Below are 21,792 nucleotides of genomic sequence, written 5' to 3'. Positions count from 1 at the left end.
TCCGCAGAATAACGGCGCGCTGTCTCTGCAGCGCGCCGCCATGGCACGCTCAGTCCGCGCGACCGCCAAACTCGCCGGTACTGGTGCTGACCAGGATCCGCTCGCCGTTGGTGATGTACTCCGGGACCTGGATTTCGATGCCGGTGTTGAGCTTTGCCGGTTTCGGGCGCTTGGTCGCTGTCCCGCCCTTCAGTTCGGGCGGCGTCTCGATCACTTCCAGCACCACGTTCGGCGGCAGCTGCAATCCGACCGGTTGTTCGTCGATGATCTGCACGTAGCAGCCCGACAACGCATCGGTGATGTAGCCGCTGGCGTCGCCAACGACATCAGCGTCGAGCGTGTAGGGCGTGTAATCCTCGTCATCCATGAACACGAATGCGTCGCCATCCTTGTAAGAAAACGTCGCTTGCCGGCGCTGCAGTTCGACTTCCTTCAGATCGTCGTCGCCGCCGATGTTGAGGTCGAACTTGTTGCCGCCCGGCACGCTGTACAGCGTGAAACGCATCTTGAGTCCGCCGCCGCGACCCTGCGGCGCGCTGCGCTCGATATCACGCACCTGATAGACGGTGCCGTTGTGTTCGATCACGTTTCCTTTCTTGACGTCGTAGGCTTTCATCGTTGTTCGCTGCTGGATGGAGAGGACGCCGCCGCATCCGCGGCAGCCGGATTGCGGAGATAGAGCCGCAGGTTGGGATAGTCGATTACGGCGCCGCCGCGTTCGAGGATGTCGGCACCGATCACGCCGTCGACCGGCGTTTCGCCGCGCTGCGAGAACGCGGCATTGACGTGGTCGAGCGCGAGGAAATGCACGGTGAACGCATCATCGCGGTAGTCGCCGATGCGCAGGCGGTTGCCGGGCAGGGCGCTGATCGCCATGCCCGTGCCGCCTGCGCCTGTGGCCTGGCCGCCGGCCACCACGTCACGGCCTTCGTCGAAGCGCGACTGCGCCGCGCGGTCGATGACCGTGCGGCCTGCGCCGGTGTCGAGGATGAAGGTGCCGGCGACGCCGTTGATGCGGACGTCGACCGTGAGATGCGAATCGCCGTGACGCGTCAGCGCCACCGCGGTGTAGCCCGCCGGTGTCAGCGCGGCGGCGAGCGCCATCGGCGTCGACTCGCGCGCAAGAGCGGGTGAGCCGCACAGCAGCGCAGCCAGTCCACATGCGATCCACGATGTCGGGACGGCGCGGCGCATCACTTCGGCGCGAGACGCACCGCACCGTCGAGGCGGATGGTCTCGCCGTTGATGTAGCGGCTGCCGACGATGTAGGCGACGAGTTCGGCGAACTCTTCCGGGCGGCCCAGGCGCGACGGGAACGGGATCGAGGCCGACAGCGACTGCTGCACCTCGTCCGGCATGCCGTCGACCATCGGCGTCCAGAAGATGCCCGGTGCGATCGTGTTGACGCGGATGCCGAAGCGCGAGAGTTCGCGCGCCATCGGCAGGGTCATCGCGACCACGCCGCCCTTGGACGCCGAGTACGCGGCTTGGCCGATCTGGCCTTCGTACGCCGCGACCGATGCGGTGTTGACGATCACGCCACGCTCGCCGTCCTCGCCCGGGTCGTTGCCCTGCATCGCAGCGGCTGCGGCCTTGGCCACGTTGAAGCTGCCGACGAGATTCACCATGACGGTGCGGCTGAAGGTCTCCAGCGGCATCGGCGCCTCGCGGCCGAGTACGCGGCCGGCGCCGAGGATGCCGGCGCAGTTCACCGCCACGTTGAGCCCACCGAGGAATTCGCGGGCGGCGGCGACGTTCGCGACCACGCCGGCTTCGTCGGTCACGTCGGTGCGCAGATAGCGCGCATTGGCGTCGCCCAGTGCGGCCACCGCTTCGGCACCCTTGTCGTCGTTGACGTCGAACAGCACGACCTTGCCGCCGCCGGCGACGAGGTGGCGGGCGACGGCGAGGCCGAGGCCGGAGACGCCACCGGTGATGAGGGCGCGGACGGAATCGGGCGTCATGTGCGGATCCTTGGACGGAAAACCCGCAGTTTAACCGGCCGGCCGCACGCGCCGGTCAGGCGTGTTCAGACGCGCCCCCGGCTTCGTCCTGCAGGCGTCGTGCGAACTCATCGGGTGACAGGCCCGGCGCGAACAGGAAGCCCTGGCCGATCGACACGCCGAGATCCAGCAGGAAGCGCCGCTGCGCTTCCGACTCCACGCCTTCGGCCACAAGACCCAGTCCGAGGCTGCGCGCGATGCCCGCGACGGCCTGGCACACGGCGACGTCGGAGCGGTCGCCCGGTACGCCGCCGACGAACAGCTGGCTGAGCTTGAGCCCGTGGATGGGCAGGCGACGCAGATAGTTCAGACCGCTGTAGCCCTCGCCGAAATCGTCGATGCTCAGCTGCACGCCCATGTCGCGCAGCGCGGCGAAGGTGCGCACGGTGTCGGGCGCATCCTCGATCAGCACGCGTTCGGTGAACTCCAGTTCCAGCGCGCTGCCCGGCAAGCCGAATTCCTCGAGCACGTCACGCACGTGCGCCGCGAGTTCGTCGCCGAGGAACTGCCGGTAGGACACGTTCACCGCCACGCGCATGACGCCGAGTCCGGCATCGCGCCATGCCGCGGTCTGGCGACAAGCCTCGCGCAGCACCCAGGCGCCGATGCGGACGATGTCGCCGGTGCTCTCGGCGTGATCGATGAAGTGGTCGGGCCGCATTTCGCCCAGCTGCCGGTTGCGCCAGCGGATCAGCGCCTCGGCGGCGATCACGCGCCGGCTGCGCAGGTCGACCTGCGGTTGATAGACGAGATGGAACTCGTCGTTGTCGATCGCGCGGCGCAGGTGGGTTTCCACGCGCAGCCGGTCCTGCTGGGTCTGCGCCAGAGTCGGGGTGAACAGCTGCCAGCCGTTGCGGATGCGGCGCTTGCTCTCGTACATCGCCGCATCGGCGTTCTGGATCAGTGTCTGCGGCCGGTCGCCGTCTTCGGGCGCGCGTGCGATGCCGATGCTTGCGGTGATCGAAAACTCTTCGGTGTCGAAGCGGAAGCCGTCGCCGAAGGCATCGAGAATCGCATTGGCGACGCGCTCGGCATGGCTGGCGCCCGCACCTGCGTCGCAGACCACGAGGAACTCGTCGCCACCGAAGCGGGCGATGCTGCCCGACGCACCGACGGCCTGGCCGATGCGGTGCGCGGCGGCGATCAGCAACTCGTCGCCGGCAGCATGGCCGAGCGCATCGTTGACGAACTTGAAGCGGTCGAGATCGATGTAGAGCACCGCCACGCCGGCGCGCGCGGGATCGGCCATGCGCGCCTCGAGCTCGCACAGGATCGCGTCACGGTTGAGCAGGCCGGTCAGCGGATCGGTGCGCGCCTGCGCCCGCAGGATCGCCTCGTCGTGCTTGTCGCGCGCGATGTCCTGCAGCGTGCCGGTCAGGCGGGAGGTCGCCGGATCGCCCTGGCGCGGCCCGCCGATCGCGCGCACCCAGAACGCGCTGCCATCGCCGCGCAGACCCTGCAGTTCGATGTCGAAGCCGGCGGCCTCGAGCATCGCCGCGCCCAGCGCGTCGCGCAGGCGGCTGCGGTCGGGCGGCAGCAACAGACCGACCAGCGCTTCCATCGTCGGCGGCGGCTGCGCCGGGTCGAGGATGTGCGCGGCCTCGGCAGTGAGATACAGCCGGTCGGTGCCGCAATCGAGTTCCCAGCCGCCGATGTGGGCCAGTGCCTGCACGCGATCGAACATCGCGCTGTCGCGCTTGAGCGCGCTGACGTCGGAGAACAGCGACAGCACCTGGTGCGGCCGGTCGCCGCCGGGCGGGTATTGCGGCACGGCGGTGACCATGAGCCAATACAGCTCGCGGCGCATGCGGTGATACAGACCGACCAGGGTGCTCTCGACGATGCGACCGTCGCGCAGCGCACGCACCGGCGGCAGCGCGTCCCAGGGCATCTCGTCACCGTCGGGCGCGATCGCGACCCAGTCGCCGAGGTTGGATGTGTCGCCCAGCGCGGTGCCCTGGCGGATGCCGAGCAGACGCAGCGCCGCGGGGTTGCCGTAGACGAAGCGGCCTGCGACATCGTGGATCGCGATGCCGCGATCGACGACGTCCATCAGTTCGCGATAGCGCACCTCGGCTTCGCGGCGCTCGCTCAGATCGCGTGCCACCGCGACCAGGCACGGCCGCCCTTCGTGCTCGAAGCCCGCGGTGTGCACCTCGACCGGGAAGCGCGAGCCGTCGCCGCGCATGTTCGTGACTTCGATGACGTAGGTGCGCCCGCGATGCACCGCGTTCCAGACCGGCGCGAGATGGTCGCGCGGCAGGTCCGGATTCAGTACCTCGATCGGCTGGCCGACGATGTCCGCGCGCGGCCGGCCATAGGCCTGTTCACCGGCACGGTTGAGATCGAGCACGATGCCGTCGGCATCGAGGATGCTGACCGGGTCGGGCACGGCATCGAACAATGCGTGATAGCGCAGGTGCGCGGCGTCGGCCTCGGAGCGGATCGCCACCAGCGCGCGGTGTGCCTGCAGCAGCAGGTAGCGGGTCGCATCGGGCAGGTCGGGATCTGCAGCGGCGTCCGCCAGCGCATCCGGCAGCGGTACGTGCTGCTGCCGGTCGCCCTGCATCACGATCTCTTCCATGTCCGGCGCCTGGTTCATCTGCGTCCCGTCGATGCCGCCGCGGTCCTGCGCCCGATCGGGCATCGACGCGTGCCGGCCGGCCGATTGCCGCAGCCGGCACACAGGGCAGGGTCGACGCCGATCGGCAGGTCCATGGGTTCCAGCATATACACCAGATCCGCGGCCGCGTTGTTGCGCCGGATGGCGGCCGGGCGGAGGCCTGAACGGGTGTCCGGTGGTCCGGCAAGGACTGCGGCGACAGTCCGCTCGACGCGGGTTGAAGGTGTGGCCGCTGACCGCTCCTCCTGACGCCCGGACGCGACTGCGCGCAGTGTCGCGCACGCCGCAGCGGACGTGCGGACGTCGATCCTGTTGTCTGACGGAATTCCCGGGCACCCCATGCCATGCAGGAAACGCGCGATGGGGATCGCAACGGCCAGGGCGGGCGCGCGGAACGCATTGCCACGCAGCCGGTAACGTCACACGCCAGCACCCGCAGCGGCTTTCCTTAGAGGCGCCTGTTCCGGGCGCGGCGTGTGAGACGTGATGTGTCACGTCTCCGGTCACCCGAAGACGTGACCGCCACGCGTGATCAGTGGCGGCCGCGACTCAGCGGTGAGCGCGTCGGACGACGCATGTCGGACGTGGGCGTGACTTCCACCGACAGATTGAAGGTGCGTTCGTCGCCCACCAGCAGGGCGCCGACGCCGACGACCTGGCGGTTGATCTCCTTGCCGTCCTGGTCGCGGATCACGAGGACCACCGAGTACTCCCAGGCGCCGCCTTCGGAGGGGTGCCGGATCCGGCCTTCGACCTGCAGCGCAGTGGTCGATTCCTCGCGTTGCACCGTATGGCGCGCGACGATCGGCGAGCCGGGCGCGCTTTCGATCTTCACGGACTGCTGGCACGCCGGACAGCGCGCAGCGCTCTCCAGGATCGTGGTCTTGCAGTGCGGGCAGGTGCGTATGGCACCTGCCGCGCCCGGGCGGCTGCTCACGGTCAGTCGCTGGACTTGTCGTTGGCGGCCTTGTCCTTGGCGTTGCCGGCGGGCGGCTGCTTGACGTCGCCCCAGCCACATTCGATATGGCCGCGGATCTTGCAGCCGGAGGCCACCGTCAGCGAGCCCGCCTTGAGGTCGCCGGTCAGCACGGCCGAATCGCGCAGCTCCACCAGCGAGGCGGATTCGATGTTGCCCTCGAGCTCGCCCGAGACCAGAACCTGTTTGGCGCGCACGCCGCCATTGAGCTTGGCGCCGTGTTCGATGGTCAGGTTGCCCTGCACATTGACGTCGCCCTTGAAGCGGCCGGCGATGCGGACATCACCCGAGCCTTCGATCTTGCCTTCGATGGTGAGATCGGCGGCAATGATCGATTCCTTGCTGACCGGCGCTGCGGCACTCGGCGCTGCAACCGGCGCCGGTGCGCTGGCCGTCTGGGCAGGCGTGTGCGTCGCGGTCGGGAAGTCGGCCACCGCCGGCTGTGCCGTCTCGCGAGCCGGTGCGGGCGGCGGCGGAGCATCTGTGCCGAAAGCGGGGGAATCCTTCTTGGCGGTGCCGGACTGCGGAAAAATGGCCATGTCGCGCGTTACCTCGGAAATGGACAGACAGGAGAGCGGAACAGGCCGCTCGAACAGGTATTTCCGCGCCGCCGCGTCAGGCAAGCGCGGAGTCCGAGCCTAGCACGCAAATCACGACACCCGAGTGTGACCGACGGTCCGGAATCGTGATCCAGCAAGGACTTGCCGAATGTTCAAGAAGCGTTGCCCGAGGTCGTGATCACGCGCCGGTGACGCGGTTTCCGTGTCCTCGAAGCGCCCGCCAGGCGGCGAGGGTACGCGCCCGTGCCGTGCCGGTTCTGCACATTGCACGATCGCCCGCTCAAGCACTCGCGCGGCGATCCGCTGCCCGTCGCAGCCTGCCGCAGGCCCCACAAACAGAAAGCCCGCCGATCGGCGGGCTTCCGTTCTTCCAAGGGTCGAAGGATCAGCGGTCTGCGCGCTCTTCCACGCGCTCGCCCGCGTTCTCGATCGCCTGGCCTGCATCCTGCGTCGCCTGACCGGCGGCGCGGGCCGCTTCCTCGGCAGCGGCGTCGGCGCGACGCGCTGCGTCCTGCGCGGCGACTTCGGCATCCTGCACCGCATCACGGGTGTGCTGGCCGGCGGCATCGGCGGTGGCACGTGCGGCGTCCGCCGTGGCGGCGGCAGCGTCCGAAATCGCCTCGCCGGCGCGGTCGGTGGCAGCGGCGGCCTGCGCGCGTTCGCGTTCGGCGTCGTTCGAGTTGCTGCAGGCGGACAGCCCCAGCACCAGCATGGCGGCAATGGCGGTCATCGGCTTGAAATGCATGGCATGTCTCCTATGGGGCAGATCCCGGTGCGCAGCGTGAATGCGGCTGCGTGAGGGAGATGCAAAGAAAAGCGTCTGCAACCGAGCCGTCGCTGAACCGGCTGATCGCCGGTCACGGGCGCCTGCGCACGCGCCAAAAAAAAGGCCGCCAGGGGATACCTGGCGGCCTTCGCAATCATTGCAGATGGCACTAGGCCATCGCGAAGATTACGGTGCGACTTCTTCCGCAGCGTCCTTGGCTTCTTCGGCCTTGGTTTCCGCGTGGTCAGCAGCATCGGCAGCGTGCTCGGCAGCAGCGTCGGTGCCGGCAGCGGCAGCGTCGGCAGCGGCGTCAGCAGCAGCGTCGGCAGCGGTGGCGGCGTCGGTAGCAGCAGCCTGGGCGGTGTCGCTGACAGCCGGATCCACGGTCTGGTCGGCCGCAACCTGCGCGTCCGCGGCGGCTTCAGCAGCGCCTTCAGCCGAGCTGTTGGCCTGGTCGGCGTTGCTGCAAGCAGCCAGCGCCATACCCAGAGCCAGGGCAAGCAGAGCCTTGTTGATCGTCATTGTGTCTTCCTCGTCTGAAAGTTTGGGCAACGCGCTTAATGCGCGCCGCCGACATGATGACAAGCCTCAGACGGCTGTCAAGCGGGACGTGCGTGGTAATTTCGTAAAAAACACGTTATCCGAAGTTCACGCCATTTGCACGGCAATTGCGGTCGCTTCGCCGCCACCAATACAAAGCGTGGCCACACCGCGACTTAGGCCGCGCGCCTTGAGTGCGTGAATCAGCGTGACGATGAGCCGCGCGCCGCTCGCGCCGATCGGATGACCGAGCGCCAGTGCACCGCCATTCACATTGAGACGGTCGTGCGGGATGCCGAGATCCTTCATTGGCGCCATTGCGACGTTGGCGAACGCCTCGTTGACCTCGAACAGGTCGACATCCTCGATCGACCAGCCGGCCTTCTCGAGCACGTTGCGGATCGCGGTGACCGGCGCGGTGGTGAACCACTCCGGCTCCTGCGAGTGGCGTGCGTGGGCAACGATGCGCGCCAGTGGCTTGAGGCCATGCGCGGCCGCTTCGTCGGACGAGGTCAGCACCAGCGCTGCGGCGCCGTCGGAGATGCTCGACGAACTGGCGGCGGTCAGCACGCCTTCCTTGCCGAACGCCGCGCGCAAGGTCGGGATCTTGTCGGTCTGGATGCGGCCCGGCTGCTCGTCGGTGTCGTAGGACACGTCGCCCTTGCGCGAAGCAACGGTCACCGGAACGATCTCGTCCTTGAACGCGCCCGATTCGATCGCGTGCTTGGCGCGGTTCGCGCTCTCGATCGCGTAGGCGTCGAGATCCTCGCGGCTGAAGCCGTACTTGTGACTCGCGACATCGCCGAACACGCCCATCGACTTGCCGTCGTAGGGATTGGTCAGGCCGTCCCACGCCATGTGGTCGAGCATCTCGGTGCTGCCGTAGCGGATGCCGGTGCGCGAGCCCTTGAGCAGGTGCGGCGCATTGGTCATCGACTCCATGCCGCCGGCGACGACGAACTTCGCGGTGCCGGCCTTGATCAGGTCGTGGCCGTACATCACCGCCTGCATGCCCGAGCCGCAGACCTTGTTGATGGTCACGCAGCCGGCCTTGTCGGGAATGCCTGCCGCGCGCGATGCCTGGCGCGCCGGTGCCTGGCCCAGACCGGCCGGCAGCACGCAGCCGATGATGGCTTCGTCGATGAGATCGGGCGACACGCCGGCGTGTTCGAGCGCGGCGGTGATCGCGGTCGCGCCGAGGGTCGTCGTGGGAACGCCGGTGAACTGGCCGAGCATGGATCCGATGGCGGTGCGCTTGGCGCCGACGATGACGATGTCAGTCATGGGGGAGGTGACTCCAATTGGGTGGACTGCTTGGTCCGGCGATTATCGCACCCGGCGCAAGGCCGCGTCGTACGCCCTGGTACGGGCCCCGATGGCACGGGTCTGCGATTGCGCGTATAGATGCCGCGACAGGGGAAAGGCGCGGATCCAGTGTCCGCCAGAAACGAGAGAAGACAGATGTCGAATGCGAAGAGGGCGCGCATTGGCGCAATGGAGATCCGGCGCACCACACTCGCGTGTGCACTGGGCGCGGTACTCGCGGCCTGCGGAGGGGGTTCGGGGGGCGGGCTGGTGATGCCGACACCGCCGCCGCCACTGGCGCCGCCGCCCACGAGCCCGCCGCCGACCGTCGTCTACCCACCGGATCCCGCGTACAGCAGGCATCTGGTCGATACCAACACCTACGCCGCGCACGATGCCGGTTTTACCGGGCGCGGCGTGCGCATCGGGTTTCTCGACAGCGGCGTCAACCGCAACCATCCGGCCCTGCGCGGCCGTGTGGTCGCCAACCTCAACTACGTCGGCGCCGGCAACAATCTGTCGGTGGACGACGTGGACGGCCATGGCACCGCGATCGCACAGACGGCGGCGGGACGGCCGTTCGGCGCCTGGCCCGGTGGCGTGGCGCAGAACGCGGAAATCGTGTCGGCGCGCATCATCAACGACAAGCCGCCGGTGGATGACGGCACCGGCAACGGCAACCCGGTCACCGGCCGGATCGGTGTCGAAGCGATCCACGCCGAACTGATCCGCCGCGACGTGCGGGTCATGAACAATTCCTGGGGTGGCCTGTATCTGACGGGCGATGCCGCAGCCGGTGCGATCGCGGGCGAATACCGGCCTTTCATCGTCAACCACGGCGGCCTGGTGGTGTTCGCGTCGGGCAACTCGAAGCGCGCCGATCCCTCGGATCTGGCGGCACTGCCCAGCCAGCGTGGACCCAACGGCAGCCTGCCGGCCGCCGATCTCGAACGCGGCTGGCTGACGGTGTCGGCGCTTGCGGATGGCAGCACCACCCAGCTCGCCGACTATTCGAATGCCTGCGGCGTGGCGATGCGCTACTGCCTGGTCGCGCCGGGCACGGTGATCGTCACCGGCACCAACGATGCGCCGACTGCACCGACCTACTACCGCTACAACGGCACCTCGCTGTCCGCGCCGCTGGTGTCCGGCGCGGCGGCGCTGGTCTGGGAGGCCTTTCCGTACTTCGGCAACGACCTCGTGCGCCAGACCATTCTGGGCACCGCGACCGACATCGGTGCGCCGGGTGTCGATCCGGTGTTCGGCTACGGCGCACTCAACGTCGGCAAGGCCATCCTCGGACCTGCGAAGTTCGACTGGGGCGATGTCACCGCGGAGTTCGGCAGCGGCACCTCGACGTGGGCCAACGACATCAGTGGTGCCGGCGGCCTGGTGAAGCGGGGAAGCGGCACGCTGCGGTTGACCGGCACGAACGCCTACGGCGGCGCCACGCGGGCGGAAGGCGGCACGCTCGCGTTCGCATCGTCGATCCCGGGCGCCGCGACCGTGGAGGCCGGCGCCACCCTGCAGTTCGGGGGCGCACGCATCGGCGGCAACGTCGTCAACCGCGGCACGCTGGCGGTCACCGGCAATACCGCAGGACGCACGGTCGCAGGCGATTTCCAGCAGACATCGAGCGGCCGTCTTGCGTGGCAGGTCGGCGCGCCCCTGCAGGTGTCCGGCACCGCGAGTCTCGCCGGCGAGTTGCAGGTCGCCGGCAGGATCAGTGGCTATACCCACGCGGCCCGCGAAACGGTCGTGCAGGCGGGAGGCGGTGTGTCGGGTACCTTCGCCAGCCTCACGCGCGGGACGGGTGTGTTCCTCGAGGGCGCACTGGGCTATGAAGCCAATCGCGCCTACCTCGACATCACCCGTCTCGATGTCACCGCCACCGCGATGTCGATGTCCACGATCACCGCCCAGTCGCTGGGCGCGGCAGAGCGGGTGGAAGGTGCGTTCTCGCAGATCGATGGACAGTCCTCGACGAGCGGGGCACCGATCGACCCGGGATTCATCAGCGCGGCGGGCGCTTTCCAGAGCATCCAGAACGAAGCCGCGGCAGTCGCGGCGCTCGACAGCATGTCCGGTGCGCAGCATGCCGCGGCACTGACGGCGACGTTCGACAACGTCGACATGGGGCGGCGAGCGATCGCATCGCGCGTGGGCGCGTTGGCTGTGCGCGACGCGGCGGTGGGCGTCTGGAAGGAATCGCTGGGGCAGGGCGGCAGTGGTGGTTTCGCGCGCGATGGTTTCAGCGTCGATGGCTGGAGCATCGGGCGCGATCATCTGCTCGGCAACGGGCTGGTGGCCGGCTTCGCGTTCGGCGAATTGCGCGGCGACGGTATCGCCGCCGCGCGAGGTGATCGCAATCGCGATCGGCAGACCCAGGTGCAGGCGTATCTCGCGCGCAGCTTCGGCGACAGTTACGTCATGGCGCAGCTCGGCAGCGGTCGTTTCGATCGCGACATGCAGCGGCAAGTGTTCGCAGGCGCGGACTGGCAGGGTGTATCGACGCGCTACGCCGGCAACTTCACGCAGGCGGCGGTGGAGGCGGGTCACCAGTGGCGCGTCGGCACCACCGCATTCGGCCCCTATATCGGTGCCGAGCAGGTGCGCCTGCGCAGCGACGGGTTCGATGAAGCCGGTGGTGACGGCTTCGGTCTGCGCAGCAGTGGCTGGGACGTGCAGCGCAGCCAGGCGATCGCCGGCGTGCGCGCGCGCTGGGATGCGCGCAGCTTCTCGCTGCACGGCTACGGCGAGTGGCAGCAGACGCTGTCGTCCAGCGGCTTCGACCTGCAGGCGAGCTTCACCGGCATCGAAGCCTGGTCACCGATCGCCGGACTCGCACCGGCACGTTCGGGAGGCCTCGTGGGCGTCGGTTTCGAATCCTGGCTGACGCCGCGTGCGCGGATGATGCTGGGCGTCGATCAGCGCTTCGGACCGCGCGGCAGCGATCGGATGGCGTCGATGCGATTTGCTTACGGGTTCTGAGATCCGTCGGATCGGATGGACAAAGGCCGCCCAGGGGCGGCCTTTTTCTTCCTGGGTGCAGACAGATTCAATGTCTGCTGCCAAGTCTGGTCAGTCCTGATTCCTTCCCGCTAGAGTACGCGGGTGCGCATGAAGCGCCACGGGGAATACAGGGGATGTCCATGTTGAATGATGTCGCGACGCTGCGCCTGCTGCGCCGTTCGGGGTTGGCGGTTGCTGTTCTGACGGGACTCGTCGCATGCGGCGGCGGAGGCGGAAATGTCAGATCAGAGGCGCCTGTTGCGCCTCCGCCAGTGGCGCCGCCACCGGTGGCACCGCCACCTACTTCGCCGCCGCCGGAGCCGCCACCACCAACACCCGCAACGCCGCCGCCTTCGCTGGACGCCCACCTGTTGATCACGCGTGCGGGCGAGGCGCTCGCCTCCGGTCTGACTGGGCACGGCACCACGATCGGCATTATCGACTCGGGCATCAATGCGGGACATCCGGCATTCGGCGGGCGTGTCGCCGCAAACCTGGTGTATCTCAATCCTCAGCGCAACGATCTGACGGTTGGCGACAAAGTCGGCCACGGCACCATCGTCGCGATGATCGCAGCGGGACAGAAGGTGGGCGATTGGCCCGGTGGCATCGCGCCCGGCGCGCGACTGCTGTCCGCGCGCATCATCAGTGACACGCCGCCAGTGGACGACGGTTCCGGCAACGGGAACGAGGTCGGTGGCGGGCAGGGTCTGGGCCTCGAACCCGTTCACCAGGATCTGATCGATCGCGGCATGCGGATCATGAACAATTCCTGGGGTGGTCTCTATTGGAACTCGCCTGACGAGACCGCGCCGATCGCAGAGGAATACCGCAGTTTCATCCGTGATCACGATGGTCTGGTGGTGTTCGCGACCGGGAACGAGTCGAAGGCGAATCCGACCGATATGGCTGCGTTGCCAAGCCAGCCTGGTCGCAACGGTGCTTTGTCTGCGGCTGATCTCGAGAAGGGCTGGTTGGCGGTTGCCGCCCTCGACACCGCGAATCCAGGGCGACTCGCGTCCTACTCGAACGCGTGCGGCCTTGCGATGCGCTACTGCCTGGTCGCACCCGGCACGGTGGCGTTTCCCGATTTCGAGATGAGACCGGGCGATGCACCGGACTTCTACTACGGCAGCGGCACGTCGTTCGCTGCGCCGCAGGTTTCCGGGGCGGCAGCACTCGTCTGGGAGGCGTTTCCGTACTTCGACAACGATCTCGTACGTCAGACGTTGCTCGGTACCGCGACCGACCTGGGGGCTCCAGGTGTCGATGACGTGTTCGGTTATGGCCTGTTGAACGTTTCCAAGGCCGCGCAAGGCCCCGCGCGCTTCGACTGGGGCGATGTGACGGTCTCCATGAACAATGGAACATCGCGCTGGAGCAACGGAATTTCCGGTGACGGCGGGTTGATCAAGCGCGGCGGCGGCACGCTGGAACTTGCGGGATACAACGATTACACGGGCGTCACTCGCGTCGAGTCCGGCAGCCTGCTGGTAACCGGGGAACTGCGGAAATCGGATGTAGAAGTCGGATCAGCCGGCAGGCTGTTGATTGGCGGAGCTTTGTGGGGGGATCTGAGGAACGATGGCGTGGTGAGCGTCAGTACGCTGTCATCGCAGCGCGTGTTCGGTGACTTCCTGCAGACGCCGGCTGGCCGCCTCGACGTGGTCCTGGGCAATGGCGCGTTGGAAGCGCATGGAGCGGCCCGGCTGGATGGTGGTCTGCATGTGTCGGGTGTCCGCTCGGGTTACACGGCGCAGAATTCCGTGTCCGTGTTCAGAGCGCTCAACGGGTTCGAAGGCGAGTTCGCAACGTTGACGCACGATGCCGGACGATTGTTCTTCGAAGGGTCGATCCGCTACGAATCGAAGCGGACGGTCTACCTCGACATTGCCCGTCTCGATGTACTGGCCGTTGCTTCAGGACTTGGTGTCATCGAGCCCGCGTCGCTGTCTTCTGCGCGCCGTCTCGAAACCGCGTTCTCTGGATTGGACGCGCTTCCTGCGGAGAATTCGGACAGCACTACCGCTTTCAGGCTTCGTGCTGGAGAACTCCAAGGCATCGATGACCCGGCCTCGGCGAAAGTCGCGTTCGCGAGCATGTCCGGTGCGCAGCATGCCGCGGCGTTGACGGCGACGTTCGACAACGTCGACATGGGGCGGCGAGCGATCGCATCGCGCGTGGGCGCGTTGGCTGCGCGCGACGCGGCGGTGGGCGTGTGGAAGGAATCGCTGGGGCAGGGCGGCAGTGGTGGTTTCGCGCGCGATGGTTTCAGCGTCGATGGCTGGAGCATCGGGCGCGATCATCTGCTCGGCAACGGGCTGGTGGCGGGCTTCGCGTTCGGCGAATTGCGCGGCGACGGTATCGCCGCCGCGCGAGGTGATCGCAATCGCGATCGGCAGACGCAGGCGCAGGCGTATCTCGCGCGCAGCTTCGGCGACAGTTACGTCATGGCGCAGCTCGGCAGCGGTCGTTTCGACCGCGACATGCAGCGGCAGGTGTTCGCAGGCGCGGACTGGCAGGGTGTATCGACGCGCTACGCCGGCAACTTCACGCAGGCGGCGGTGGAGGCGGGTCACCAGTGGCGCGTCGGCACCACCGCATTCGGCCCCTACATCGGTGCCGAGCAGATGCGCCTGCGCAGCGACGGCTTCGATGAAGCCGGTGGCGACGGCTTCGGTCTGCGCAGCAGTGGCTGGGACGTGCAGCGCAGCCAGGCGATCGCCGGCATGCGCGCGCGCTGGGATGCGCGCAACTTCTCGCTGCACGGCTACGGCGAGTGGCAGCAGACGCTGTCGTCCAGCGGCTTCGACCTGCAGGCGAGCTTCACCGGCATCGAGGCCTGGTCACCGATCGCCGGACTCGCACCGGCACGTTCGGGTGGCCTCGTGGGCGTCGGTTTCGAATCCTGGCTGACGCCGCGTGCGCGAATGATGCTGGGCGTCGATCAGCGTTTCGGGCCGCGCGGCAGCGATCGGATGGCGTCGATGCGATTTGCTTACGGGTTCTGAGATCCGCTGGATCGGATGGAAAAAGGCCGCCCAGGGGCGGCCTTTGTTCGAACGACACACGGCTTGAGGACCACACCGCAGAACGCCACCCGGAGGTGGCGTTCTGCGTCATGACGTCAGCAGCGGATCAGGCACCGCGCACGCGGCCCTGGAAGCGGGGCTGTGCCCGGCCCAGCGGCAGCTTGAGCTTGCCCATGATCTCGATGCGTTCCTCGGCCAGACGGTCGGCAGCCATGTAGGTCGGAATGCCGTCGCGCTCGGCGATCTCGAAGATGCGCGTGAGGTTGTGGTAGATCGTCCGCATCATGCGCATCGCACGTTCGCGGTTGTAGCCGTCGATCTCCAGAGAGATGTTCATCACGCCGCCCGCGTTGACCGCGTAGTCGGGCGCGTAGAGGATGCCGCGCTTCTCGACTTCGTCGCCGATCGCGTTGTTGGCGAGCTGGTTGTTCGCGGCGCCGCAGATGATCTTGGCCTTCAGGCGCGGCAGCGTCTGCTCGTTGACCGTGCCGCCCAGTGCGCACGGCGAGTAGACGTCGGCGTCGACGTCGTAGATCTCGTCCAGGCCCACGGCCTCGGCGCCGTATTCGCCGACCGCACGTGCGACGCGATCCTTGTTGATGTCGGTGACGAACACCTTCGCGCCGCGCTCGGACAGCAGCTTCACGAACTCGATGCCGACATGGCCCAGGCCCTGCACGGCGTAGCTGTAGTTGCCGACGTCCTCGTTGCCGAACTTGCGGTTGAGCGAGGCCAGCAGGCCCTGCATCGTGCCGTAGGCGGTGAACGGCGACGGGTCGCCCGAGCCGCCATGCACCTGGTGCACGCCGGTGACGAACTGGGTCTCGCGATAGACCAGTTCCATGTCGTTGACGTCGATGCCGACGTCCTCGGCGGTGATGTAACGGCCGCCCAGCGACTCGACGAACTGGCCGAACGCGCGGAACAGGCCTTCGGACTTGTCGGACGCCGGATCACCGATGATCACCGCCTTGCCGCCGCCGAGATTCAGGCCGGCGACCGCGTTCTTGTAGGTCATGCCGCGCGACAGGCGCAGCACGTCGTTGAGCGCGTCCTGCTCGGAGTCGTAGGGCCACATGCGGGTGCCGCCGAGCGCCGGACCCAGCACGGTGTTGTGGATCGCGATGATCGCCTTCAGACCCACGTCCTTGTTGTGGCAGAACACGACCTGCTCGTGGCCGTAGGTGTCGAGGTGCTCGAAAATCATTCAAAACTCCGTCACGGGCGGAAGGCCCGACGTCAGGTGGCAGAAGGCGGCGAGGGGGCTGTGCGGGTCGGTCTTGGCGACCGGTTCGATCCGGCAGGGCCGCAGGGTGTCGAGTTATCCGGGCATTTTACGCCCGTCCTCCGGAGGATTGGTCGACGCCGCAGCCGGAGATGTGGAATGCCTTCAGGATCAACGGGTTTCATGCGGTTCCCGGGCGCATCCCGTCACTGGAATACGTGACGCACCGCACCAATCGCGACGTGCAGGGCGCGGGCAGTTCGATCAGACATTCCAGTCGAGGACACTCACGCTGCGGAGAGCAGCTTGGAACGATATGCGCACGCGCAGTCGATGCCGCGCGGATGCAGAAAAGCATCGCCCGGACTTAAAGCTGCGACTCGATCGGCAACCAGCGCACGACGTTCGCCATCACCCGCTGCATGCGCGTGCTGTCGGGTTCGAGCTGCAGGACCTCGGGCGGATCTTCGTCGCGGTCCAGCCAGCGCACATCGCCGTCGGGGTCCAGATACACCCAGTAGCTGAGGCCCGGCGAGGTGAGATGGCGGTATTCCTCGAGCAGGGCCGCGCCCAGTGCCGCGTCGTCGAACAGCACGCCCATCTCGGTGTTGAGGTTGGCCGAGCGCGGATCGAGATTGAACGAGCCGACGAAGCCCCGGCGCCCGTCCACCAGCACCGCCTTGGTATGCAGGCTGGCGCCGCTGCTGCCGAACAGGCTGCTGCCTGCCTTCACGTCGGACTGGCTGCGCGTCTCGAACAGATGCACGCCACCCTCGAGCAGGGTCTTGCGGTAGCGCACATAGCCGCCGTGCACCGCGACTACATCGTTGGCCGCCAGCGAGTTGGTCACCACCGACACGTGCACGCCGCGCTGCGACAGGCCCACCAGTCCCTCCGTGCCGTCGACGCCGGGCACGAAGTAGGGCGAGATCAGCAGCGCCGTGCGCTGGGCCTCGGCGATGTTGTCGACAAGGTGTTCGACCAGCCAGTTCTCGCGGTCGTCGCCGCGCCATTTGATCGGCGGGTCGGACAGGATGCGGATGCCTTCGCTCCAGATCGGCGTGAGTTCCTGCGAGAAGTACCGGCGCACGCTGGGCGAGAGTTCCATCGCGTCGAGGTAGCGCCGCGCCTCGGGCGTGCCGGCTTCTTCGTGGATCTGCGCCAGCACCGTCCGCAGCGTCTCGCTCTGCTTGCGGTTCAGGGCCTCGATCGGCACCGCGGCTTCGCTGTTCCAGAAGTCGTCGAAGATCGCACTGGCATCGGCGACCGCCGGACCGAACAGCACCATGTCCAGGTCGTGGAAATTGAACTCCTCGGCCGCGCTGAAGTACTCCACGCCCACGTTGCGGCCACCGACCACGGCCACGCGGCCATCGGCGATCCAGGCCTTGTTGTGCATGCGGTGGTTCACGCCCCACGCGCGCTGCACCATCTCCAGCAGACGCATCACGCCGGTGCGGTTGCGGAACGGGTTGTAGACGCGCAGTTCGATGTTGTCATGCGAGTCCATCGCCAGCAGCGTGGCATCCATCTTCCCGATGCCCATGTCGTCGAGCAGGATGCGCACGCGCACCCCGCGCTCGGCGGCTTTCCAGGCTTCGTTGGCGAGCATCCGGCCGGTCAGGTCGTCGCGCCAGATGTAGTACTGCAGGTCGAGACTGCGTCCGGCCTGGCGCGCGGAAATCGCGCGCGCGGCGTAGGCGTCCACGCCATCTGGCAGCAGGATCGCGCCGGTCTGCCCGGGGTGGCGCGCCAGCAGCGGGACCAGTTCGCGATCGAGCGACGTCGCGTCGTCGGCGAGCGGCAGCGTATGGCCCGGCAGTCCGGTCGCCGGCGGCAGCAGCCGGTCGGCCACGAAAATGCTGCTCACCGCCATCACCAGCAGCGTGAACAGACCCCAGCCGATGAGTTTCTTGACGCGCTTCTTCATGGAGGGGACGGCCGGAGGATGCGTTGGGGCAGGCCGACCAGCATCGCAGATACGCCGGACCGGAGCGTCATCGGCAGATGCCGCAGCCGCGGCCGGGCCGTGATCAACCGGCCGACTGCAACGGCACGCGTTTGATGCCGCACAGCAGGCGGTAGGCGCTGGTGTGGCTGCGCGCGACCACCGCGTTGGCCGGCACGTGACGTCCCCACAGTTCGACGTGGCTGCCGACACCCGCGTCGGGATGGTCGGTCAGATCGACGGTCAGCATGTCCATCGACACGCGTCCGATCAGCGCGCCCGGGCGCCCGTCGATCGCGACCGGTGTGCCGGTGGCGGCGAACTGCGGATACCCGTCCGCATAGCCCATCGCAACGACGCCCACGCGGGTGGGGCGCGGTGCGACGAACACGCCGCCGTAGCCGACCGGTTCGCCCGCCGGCAGGTCACGCACCGCGATGATCTTTGATTCGAGCGTCATCACCGGCTGCAGCTGCGCATCGGCCGCGTGCCCCGGCGCGAACGGCGAGGCGCCATAGAGCATCAGGCCTGCGCGCGCCCAGTCGCCGCCCGTCTCCGGCCATGCCAGCAACGCCGGCGAATTGCTCAGGCTGGTCTCGCCGGGCAGGCCCGACGTGATTTCGGCGAACGTCGCGATCTGTTCGCGCGTGCGCGGGTGGTCGGGTTCGTCGGCGCGGGAGAAGTGGGTCATCTTCACCAGCTGCCCGACCTGCGGCAGTCCGCGCAGCCGGGTCCAGGTGGCGACGTAGTCGACCGCATCGATGCCGACCCGGTGCATGCCCGAATCAAGCTTGAGCCAGACATCGACCGGCCGCGCCAGCGTCGCGCGTTCGAGCGCCTCGACCTGCCAGGGCGCGTGTACCACCGTCCACAGGTCGTGTTCGACCAGCAGCGGCACTTCGTCGGCGGACAGCACGCCTTCCAGCAGCAGGATGGGCGCGCGGATGCCGGCCTCGCGCAGCACCAGCGCCTCTTCCAGAAACGCCACCGCGAAGCCGTCGGCCTCGCCTTCGAGCGCCTGCGCGCAGCGGACCGCGCCGTGACCGTAGGCATCGGCCTTGACGACCGCCAGGGCCTTGCCGCCACCGAGGTGGCGGGCGAGTCGATAGTTGTGGCGCAGCGCGTCGAAGTCGATCAGTGCGCGGGCGGGGCGCATGCGGGGGTGTCCTTGCAGCAGATGTCAGCGCGCCATTGTCGCGCCTGCAGCCACGGGTGTCGCCGCGCGCACTGCATCGCGGCGTGCGTGGCCGTAGCGGGACAGGTCCAGTCCGTCGCCACGTATCGCCGTGGGACGTGCGGCGATCACGTCGGCCAGATAGCGGCCCGAGCCGCAGGCCATCGTCCAGCCCAGCGTGCCGTGGCCGGTGTTGAGGAACAGGTTGCGGTAGCGCGTCGCGCCGACGATCGGCGTGCCGTCGGGCGTGGTCGGCCGCAGGCCGGTCCAGAAGTCGGCCGATGCGACATCGCCGCCCTGCGGATACAGATCGCCGACCACTTTCTCCAGCGTCGCGCGGCGCCGCGGATCCAGACGCATGTCGAACCCGGCGATCTCCGCCATGCCGCCCACGCGGATGCGCGTGTCGAAACGCGTGATCGCCACCTTGTAGCTCTCGTCGAGCACCGTCGACACCGGCGCCATCGCGGCATCGCGGATCGGAATGGTCAGCGAGTAGCCCTTGAGCGGATACACCGGCACCTGCAGGCCCAGCGGCCGCAGCAGCGCGGGCGACCAGCTGCCCAGCGCCAGCACATAGCGGTCGAAGGTCTCCAGGCGGCCGTCGATGCGCACGCCCTCGATCCGGTCGCCGCTGCCCTCGATGCGCTCCACAGTCTCCCCGAAGCGGAACGTCACCCCGGCCTGGCGCGCCAGTTCGGTGAGGCGTTCGGTGAACAGCCGGCAGTCGCCGGTCTGGTCGTCGGGCAGGCGCAGCGCACCGGTCAGGCGGTGGGCAACGCCGGCCAGGGCCGGTTCCGCGCGGACGATGCCGGCACGGTCGAGCAGTTCGTAGGGCACGCCGGCCTCGTCGAGCACGGCGATGTCGCGACCGGCGTGTTCCAGCTGCGCCTGCGTGCGGAACACCTGCAGCGTGCCCAGTTGCCGGCCCTCGTAGGCGATGCCGGTCTCGGCGCGCAGGGCATCCAGGCAGTCGCGGCTGTACTCGGCCAGCCGCACCATGCGTTCCTTGTTGACCGCATAGCGCGCGGCGGTGCAGTTGCGCAGCATCTGCGCCATCCACAGGTACTGCTGCGGGTCCGACGTCAGCCGGATCGCCAGCGGCGCGTGACGCTGCATCAGCCAGCGCATCGCCTTCAGCGGCACACCGGGCGCCGCCCACGGCGAGGCATAGCCCGGCGAGATCTGCCCGGCATTCGCATGACTGGTTTCGCAGGCCGGGCCGGCAGCCCGGTCCAGCACCGTGACTTCGAACCCCGCGCGCGCCAGATACCAGGCGCTCGTCACGCCGATCACGCCGCTTCCCAACACCAGGACCCGCATCTGCGTATCTCCGCCAGAAATTCCGCCGCCCCGGGCGCTTGCGGCCCGGAATGCGCGCAGTATAGTGATCCAAGTCCAGTGTTTTGCCCTGATTATCGGGGTCTATCTGGTGATTAAGCCTGCTGGCGAGACCGCCGCTGGAGGATTCATGGCCACGCCCCGCAACACCCGCAGCCGCGAGCTGGACCGCATCGATGCGCGCATCCTGCGCATCCTCCAGGAAGACGCGCGCATCTCCTTCACCGAGCTCGGCGAGCGCGTCGGCCTGTCCACCACACCCTGCACCGAACGCGTGCGCCGGCTCGAGCGCGAGGGCGTGATCCAGGGCTATCACGCCCGGCTCGATCCCATGCAGCTCAAGGCCGGCCTGCTGGTGTTCGTGCAGATCGGCCTGTCCTACAAGTCGGGCGACATCTTCGAGGAATTCCGCCGCGCCGCGCTGCGCCTGCCCAACGTGCTCGAGTGCCATCTGATGTCCGGCGACTTCGACTACCTGATCAAGGCCCGCATTCCCGAGATGGCCGCCTATCGCGAACTGCTCGGCAGCAGCCTGCTGACGCTGCCGCACGTACGCGAATCGCGCAGCTACATCGTCATGGAGGAGATCAAGGAGACCCTGGCGCTGGCGATTCCGGACTGAGCTGCCGGGCAGGGCGCCACACCAAGCCATTGCCCGGATGCCGATCGCGCCCACACCCATGTCCCGCGCCCACTGCTCCCATTGCCAGCGCCCGGCCTCGCACTGCCTGTGCGCATGGATTCCGGACCTGCCCAGTCGCAGCCGGATCCTGCTGCTGCAGCATCCGGACGAAGCCGCGCATCCGCTCAACACAGCGCGCCTGGCCGCACTCGGCCTGCAACGCGCCTGCCTGCGGATCGGCGAACGCTTCGACGATCTCGAAGACCTGCTCGCGGCGCCCGGCCTGCGCCCGATGCTGCTGTTTCCCGGCGCGCCCGCCGTGGATGTGGCCGGGTGGCGCAGCACCGCACCCGGGACAGACACGCTACTGATCGTGCTCGACGGCACCTGGCGCAAGGCCCGGCGCCTGCTGCGGCTCAATCCCGTGCTGGCAAACCTGCCGCGCCTCGCGCTCGCACCTGCAGCACCATCACGCTACCGCGTGCGGCGCGCCATCGAGCCCGGCGCGCTATCCACCGTCGAGGCCGTCGCCACCGCGCTGGAGATGCTGGAGCCGGGCGGCGGATTCGAGGCGCTGCTCGCGCCGTTCGACGTGATGGTCGAGGGTCAGATCGCCGCGCGTGGGGCCGCGCGCGGCACGACCTGATCCGCGCGGCACCCGCACC

The 21,792-nt window shown here is 68.1% G+C and carries 17 protein-coding genes; 4 read left to right on the top strand and 13 right to left on the bottom strand.

Features of this window, described 5'->3' with window-relative positions; genetic code table 11:
• Window positions 1-49: 49 nt before the first annotated feature.
• The 9 genes from efpL to AC3A4E_RS11045 all read right to left on the bottom strand — a co-directional run bounded on the left by efpL (window position 50) and on the right by AC3A4E_RS11045 (window position 8,752).
• Window positions 50-616, bottom strand: a complete 567-nt coding sequence (efpL, locus tag AC3A4E_RS11085) for an elongation factor P-like protein EfpL (RefSeq protein ID WP_232135741.1) — start codon at window positions 614-616, stop codon at window positions 50-52.
• Complete coding sequence (locus tag AC3A4E_RS11080) at window positions 613-1,104, bottom strand: retropepsin-like aspartic protease (RefSeq protein WP_487631525.1); 492 nt, start codon at window positions 1,102-1,104, stop codon at window positions 613-615. The genes efpL and AC3A4E_RS11080 overlap by 4 nt, the downstream gene beginning before the upstream one ends.
• A gap of 89 nt (window positions 1,105-1,193) precedes the next feature.
• Entirely contained in the window at window positions 1,194-1,964 is a 771-nt protein-coding gene (locus tag AC3A4E_RS11075) for an SDR family oxidoreductase (protein WP_487631524.1), read from the bottom strand.
• 55 nt (window positions 1,965-2,019) lie between these two features.
• Complete coding sequence (locus AC3A4E_RS11070; protein WP_487631523.1) at window positions 2,020-4,650, bottom strand: sensor domain-containing protein; 2,631 nt, start codon at window positions 4,648-4,650, stop codon at window positions 2,020-2,022.
• Between the two features lie 508 nt (window positions 4,651-5,158).
• Window positions 5,159-5,563, bottom strand: coding sequence for a hypothetical protein (locus AC3A4E_RS11065; protein WP_487631522.1), 405 nt, complete (start codon window positions 5,561-5,563; stop codon window positions 5,159-5,161).
• Between the two features lie 2 nt (window positions 5,564-5,565).
• A complete protein-coding gene (locus tag AC3A4E_RS11060; RefSeq protein ID WP_487631521.1) occupies window positions 5,566-6,141 on the bottom strand; it encodes a bactofilin family protein in 576 nt (191 codons plus the stop codon).
• Between the two features lie 406 nt (window positions 6,142-6,547).
• Window positions 6,548-6,907, bottom strand: a complete 360-nt coding sequence (locus tag AC3A4E_RS11055) for a hypothetical protein (RefSeq protein ID WP_487631520.1) — start codon at window positions 6,905-6,907, stop codon at window positions 6,548-6,550.
• A 207-nt stretch (window positions 6,908-7,114) separates the two neighbouring features.
• The gene (locus AC3A4E_RS11050) at window positions 7,115-7,450 is read right to left on the bottom strand and encodes a hypothetical protein (RefSeq protein ID WP_487631519.1); all 336 of its coding nucleotides are present in this window, start codon (window positions 7,448-7,450) and stop codon (window positions 7,115-7,117) included.
• A 126-nt stretch (window positions 7,451-7,576) separates the two neighbouring features.
• Window positions 7,577-8,752: a thiolase family protein gene (locus AC3A4E_RS11045; protein ID WP_487631518.1), complete on the bottom strand. Its 1,176-nt coding sequence runs from the start codon at window positions 8,750-8,752 to the stop codon at window positions 7,577-7,579.
• A 201-nt stretch (window positions 8,753-8,953) separates the two neighbouring features.
• Here AC3A4E_RS11045 and AC3A4E_RS11040 point away from each other — a divergent pair, with 201 nt between their 5' ends.
• Both AC3A4E_RS11040 and AC3A4E_RS11035 read left to right on the top strand, forming a co-directional pair.
• On the top strand, window positions 8,954-11,764 hold the full coding sequence (locus AC3A4E_RS11040; RefSeq protein ID WP_487632059.1) for a S8 family serine peptidase: 2,811 nt from the start codon (window positions 8,954-8,956) through the stop codon (window positions 11,762-11,764).
• Window positions 11,765-11,925: 161 nt separating this feature from the next.
• Window positions 11,926-14,796: a S8 family serine peptidase gene (locus AC3A4E_RS11035; protein ID WP_487632058.1), complete on the top strand. Its 2,871-nt coding sequence runs from the start codon at window positions 11,926-11,928 to the stop codon at window positions 14,794-14,796.
• Window positions 14,797-14,923: 127 nt separating this feature from the next.
• Here AC3A4E_RS11035 and AC3A4E_RS11030 read toward each other — a convergent pair whose 3' ends face one another.
• The 4 genes from AC3A4E_RS11030 to AC3A4E_RS11015 all read right to left on the bottom strand — a co-directional run bounded on the left by AC3A4E_RS11030 (window position 14,924) and on the right by AC3A4E_RS11015 (window position 20,487).
• Window positions 14,924-16,024 carry a Glu/Leu/Phe/Val dehydrogenase dimerization domain-containing protein gene (locus AC3A4E_RS11030; protein WP_487631517.1) on the bottom strand — a complete coding sequence of 367 codons (1,101 nt, stop codon included), beginning with the start codon at window positions 16,022-16,024 and terminating at the stop codon, window positions 14,924-14,926.
• A 385-nt stretch (window positions 16,025-16,409) separates the two neighbouring features.
• Window positions 16,410-17,972 carry a phospholipase D family protein gene (locus AC3A4E_RS11025; protein WP_487631516.1) on the bottom strand — a complete coding sequence of 521 codons (1,563 nt, stop codon included), beginning with the start codon at window positions 17,970-17,972 and terminating at the stop codon, window positions 16,410-16,412.
• Between the two features lie 103 nt (window positions 17,973-18,075).
• The gene (gene alr / locus AC3A4E_RS11020; protein ID WP_487631515.1) at window positions 18,076-19,146 is read right to left on the bottom strand and encodes an alanine racemase; all 1,071 of its coding nucleotides are present in this window, start codon (window positions 19,144-19,146) and stop codon (window positions 18,076-18,078) included.
• A gap of 24 nt (window positions 19,147-19,170) precedes the next feature.
• A complete protein-coding gene (locus AC3A4E_RS11015) occupies window positions 19,171-20,487 on the bottom strand; it encodes a D-amino acid dehydrogenase (protein ID WP_487631514.1) in 1,317 nt (438 codons plus the stop codon).
• A 148-nt stretch (window positions 20,488-20,635) separates the two neighbouring features.
• Here AC3A4E_RS11015 and AC3A4E_RS11010 point away from each other — a divergent pair, with 148 nt between their 5' ends.
• Together AC3A4E_RS11010 and AC3A4E_RS11005 are read left to right on the top strand one after the other, a co-directional pair.
• Window positions 20,636-21,127, top strand: coding sequence for an Lrp/AsnC ligand binding domain-containing protein (locus tag AC3A4E_RS11010; protein ID WP_487631513.1), 492 nt, complete (start codon window positions 20,636-20,638; stop codon window positions 21,125-21,127).
• 58 nt (window positions 21,128-21,185) lie between these two features.
• Window positions 21,186-21,773 carry a tRNA-uridine aminocarboxypropyltransferase gene (locus AC3A4E_RS11005; RefSeq protein WP_487631512.1) on the top strand — a complete coding sequence of 196 codons (588 nt, stop codon included), beginning with the start codon at window positions 21,186-21,188 and terminating at the stop codon, window positions 21,771-21,773.
• Window positions 21,774-21,792: the final 19 nt, after the last annotated feature.

The organism is Luteimonas sp. Soil_N_1 (genome assembly GCF_057656255.1).
The sequence above is the reverse complement of the archived record's forward strand: the minus strand, read 5'-3'. Positions and strand labels throughout refer to the sequence as shown.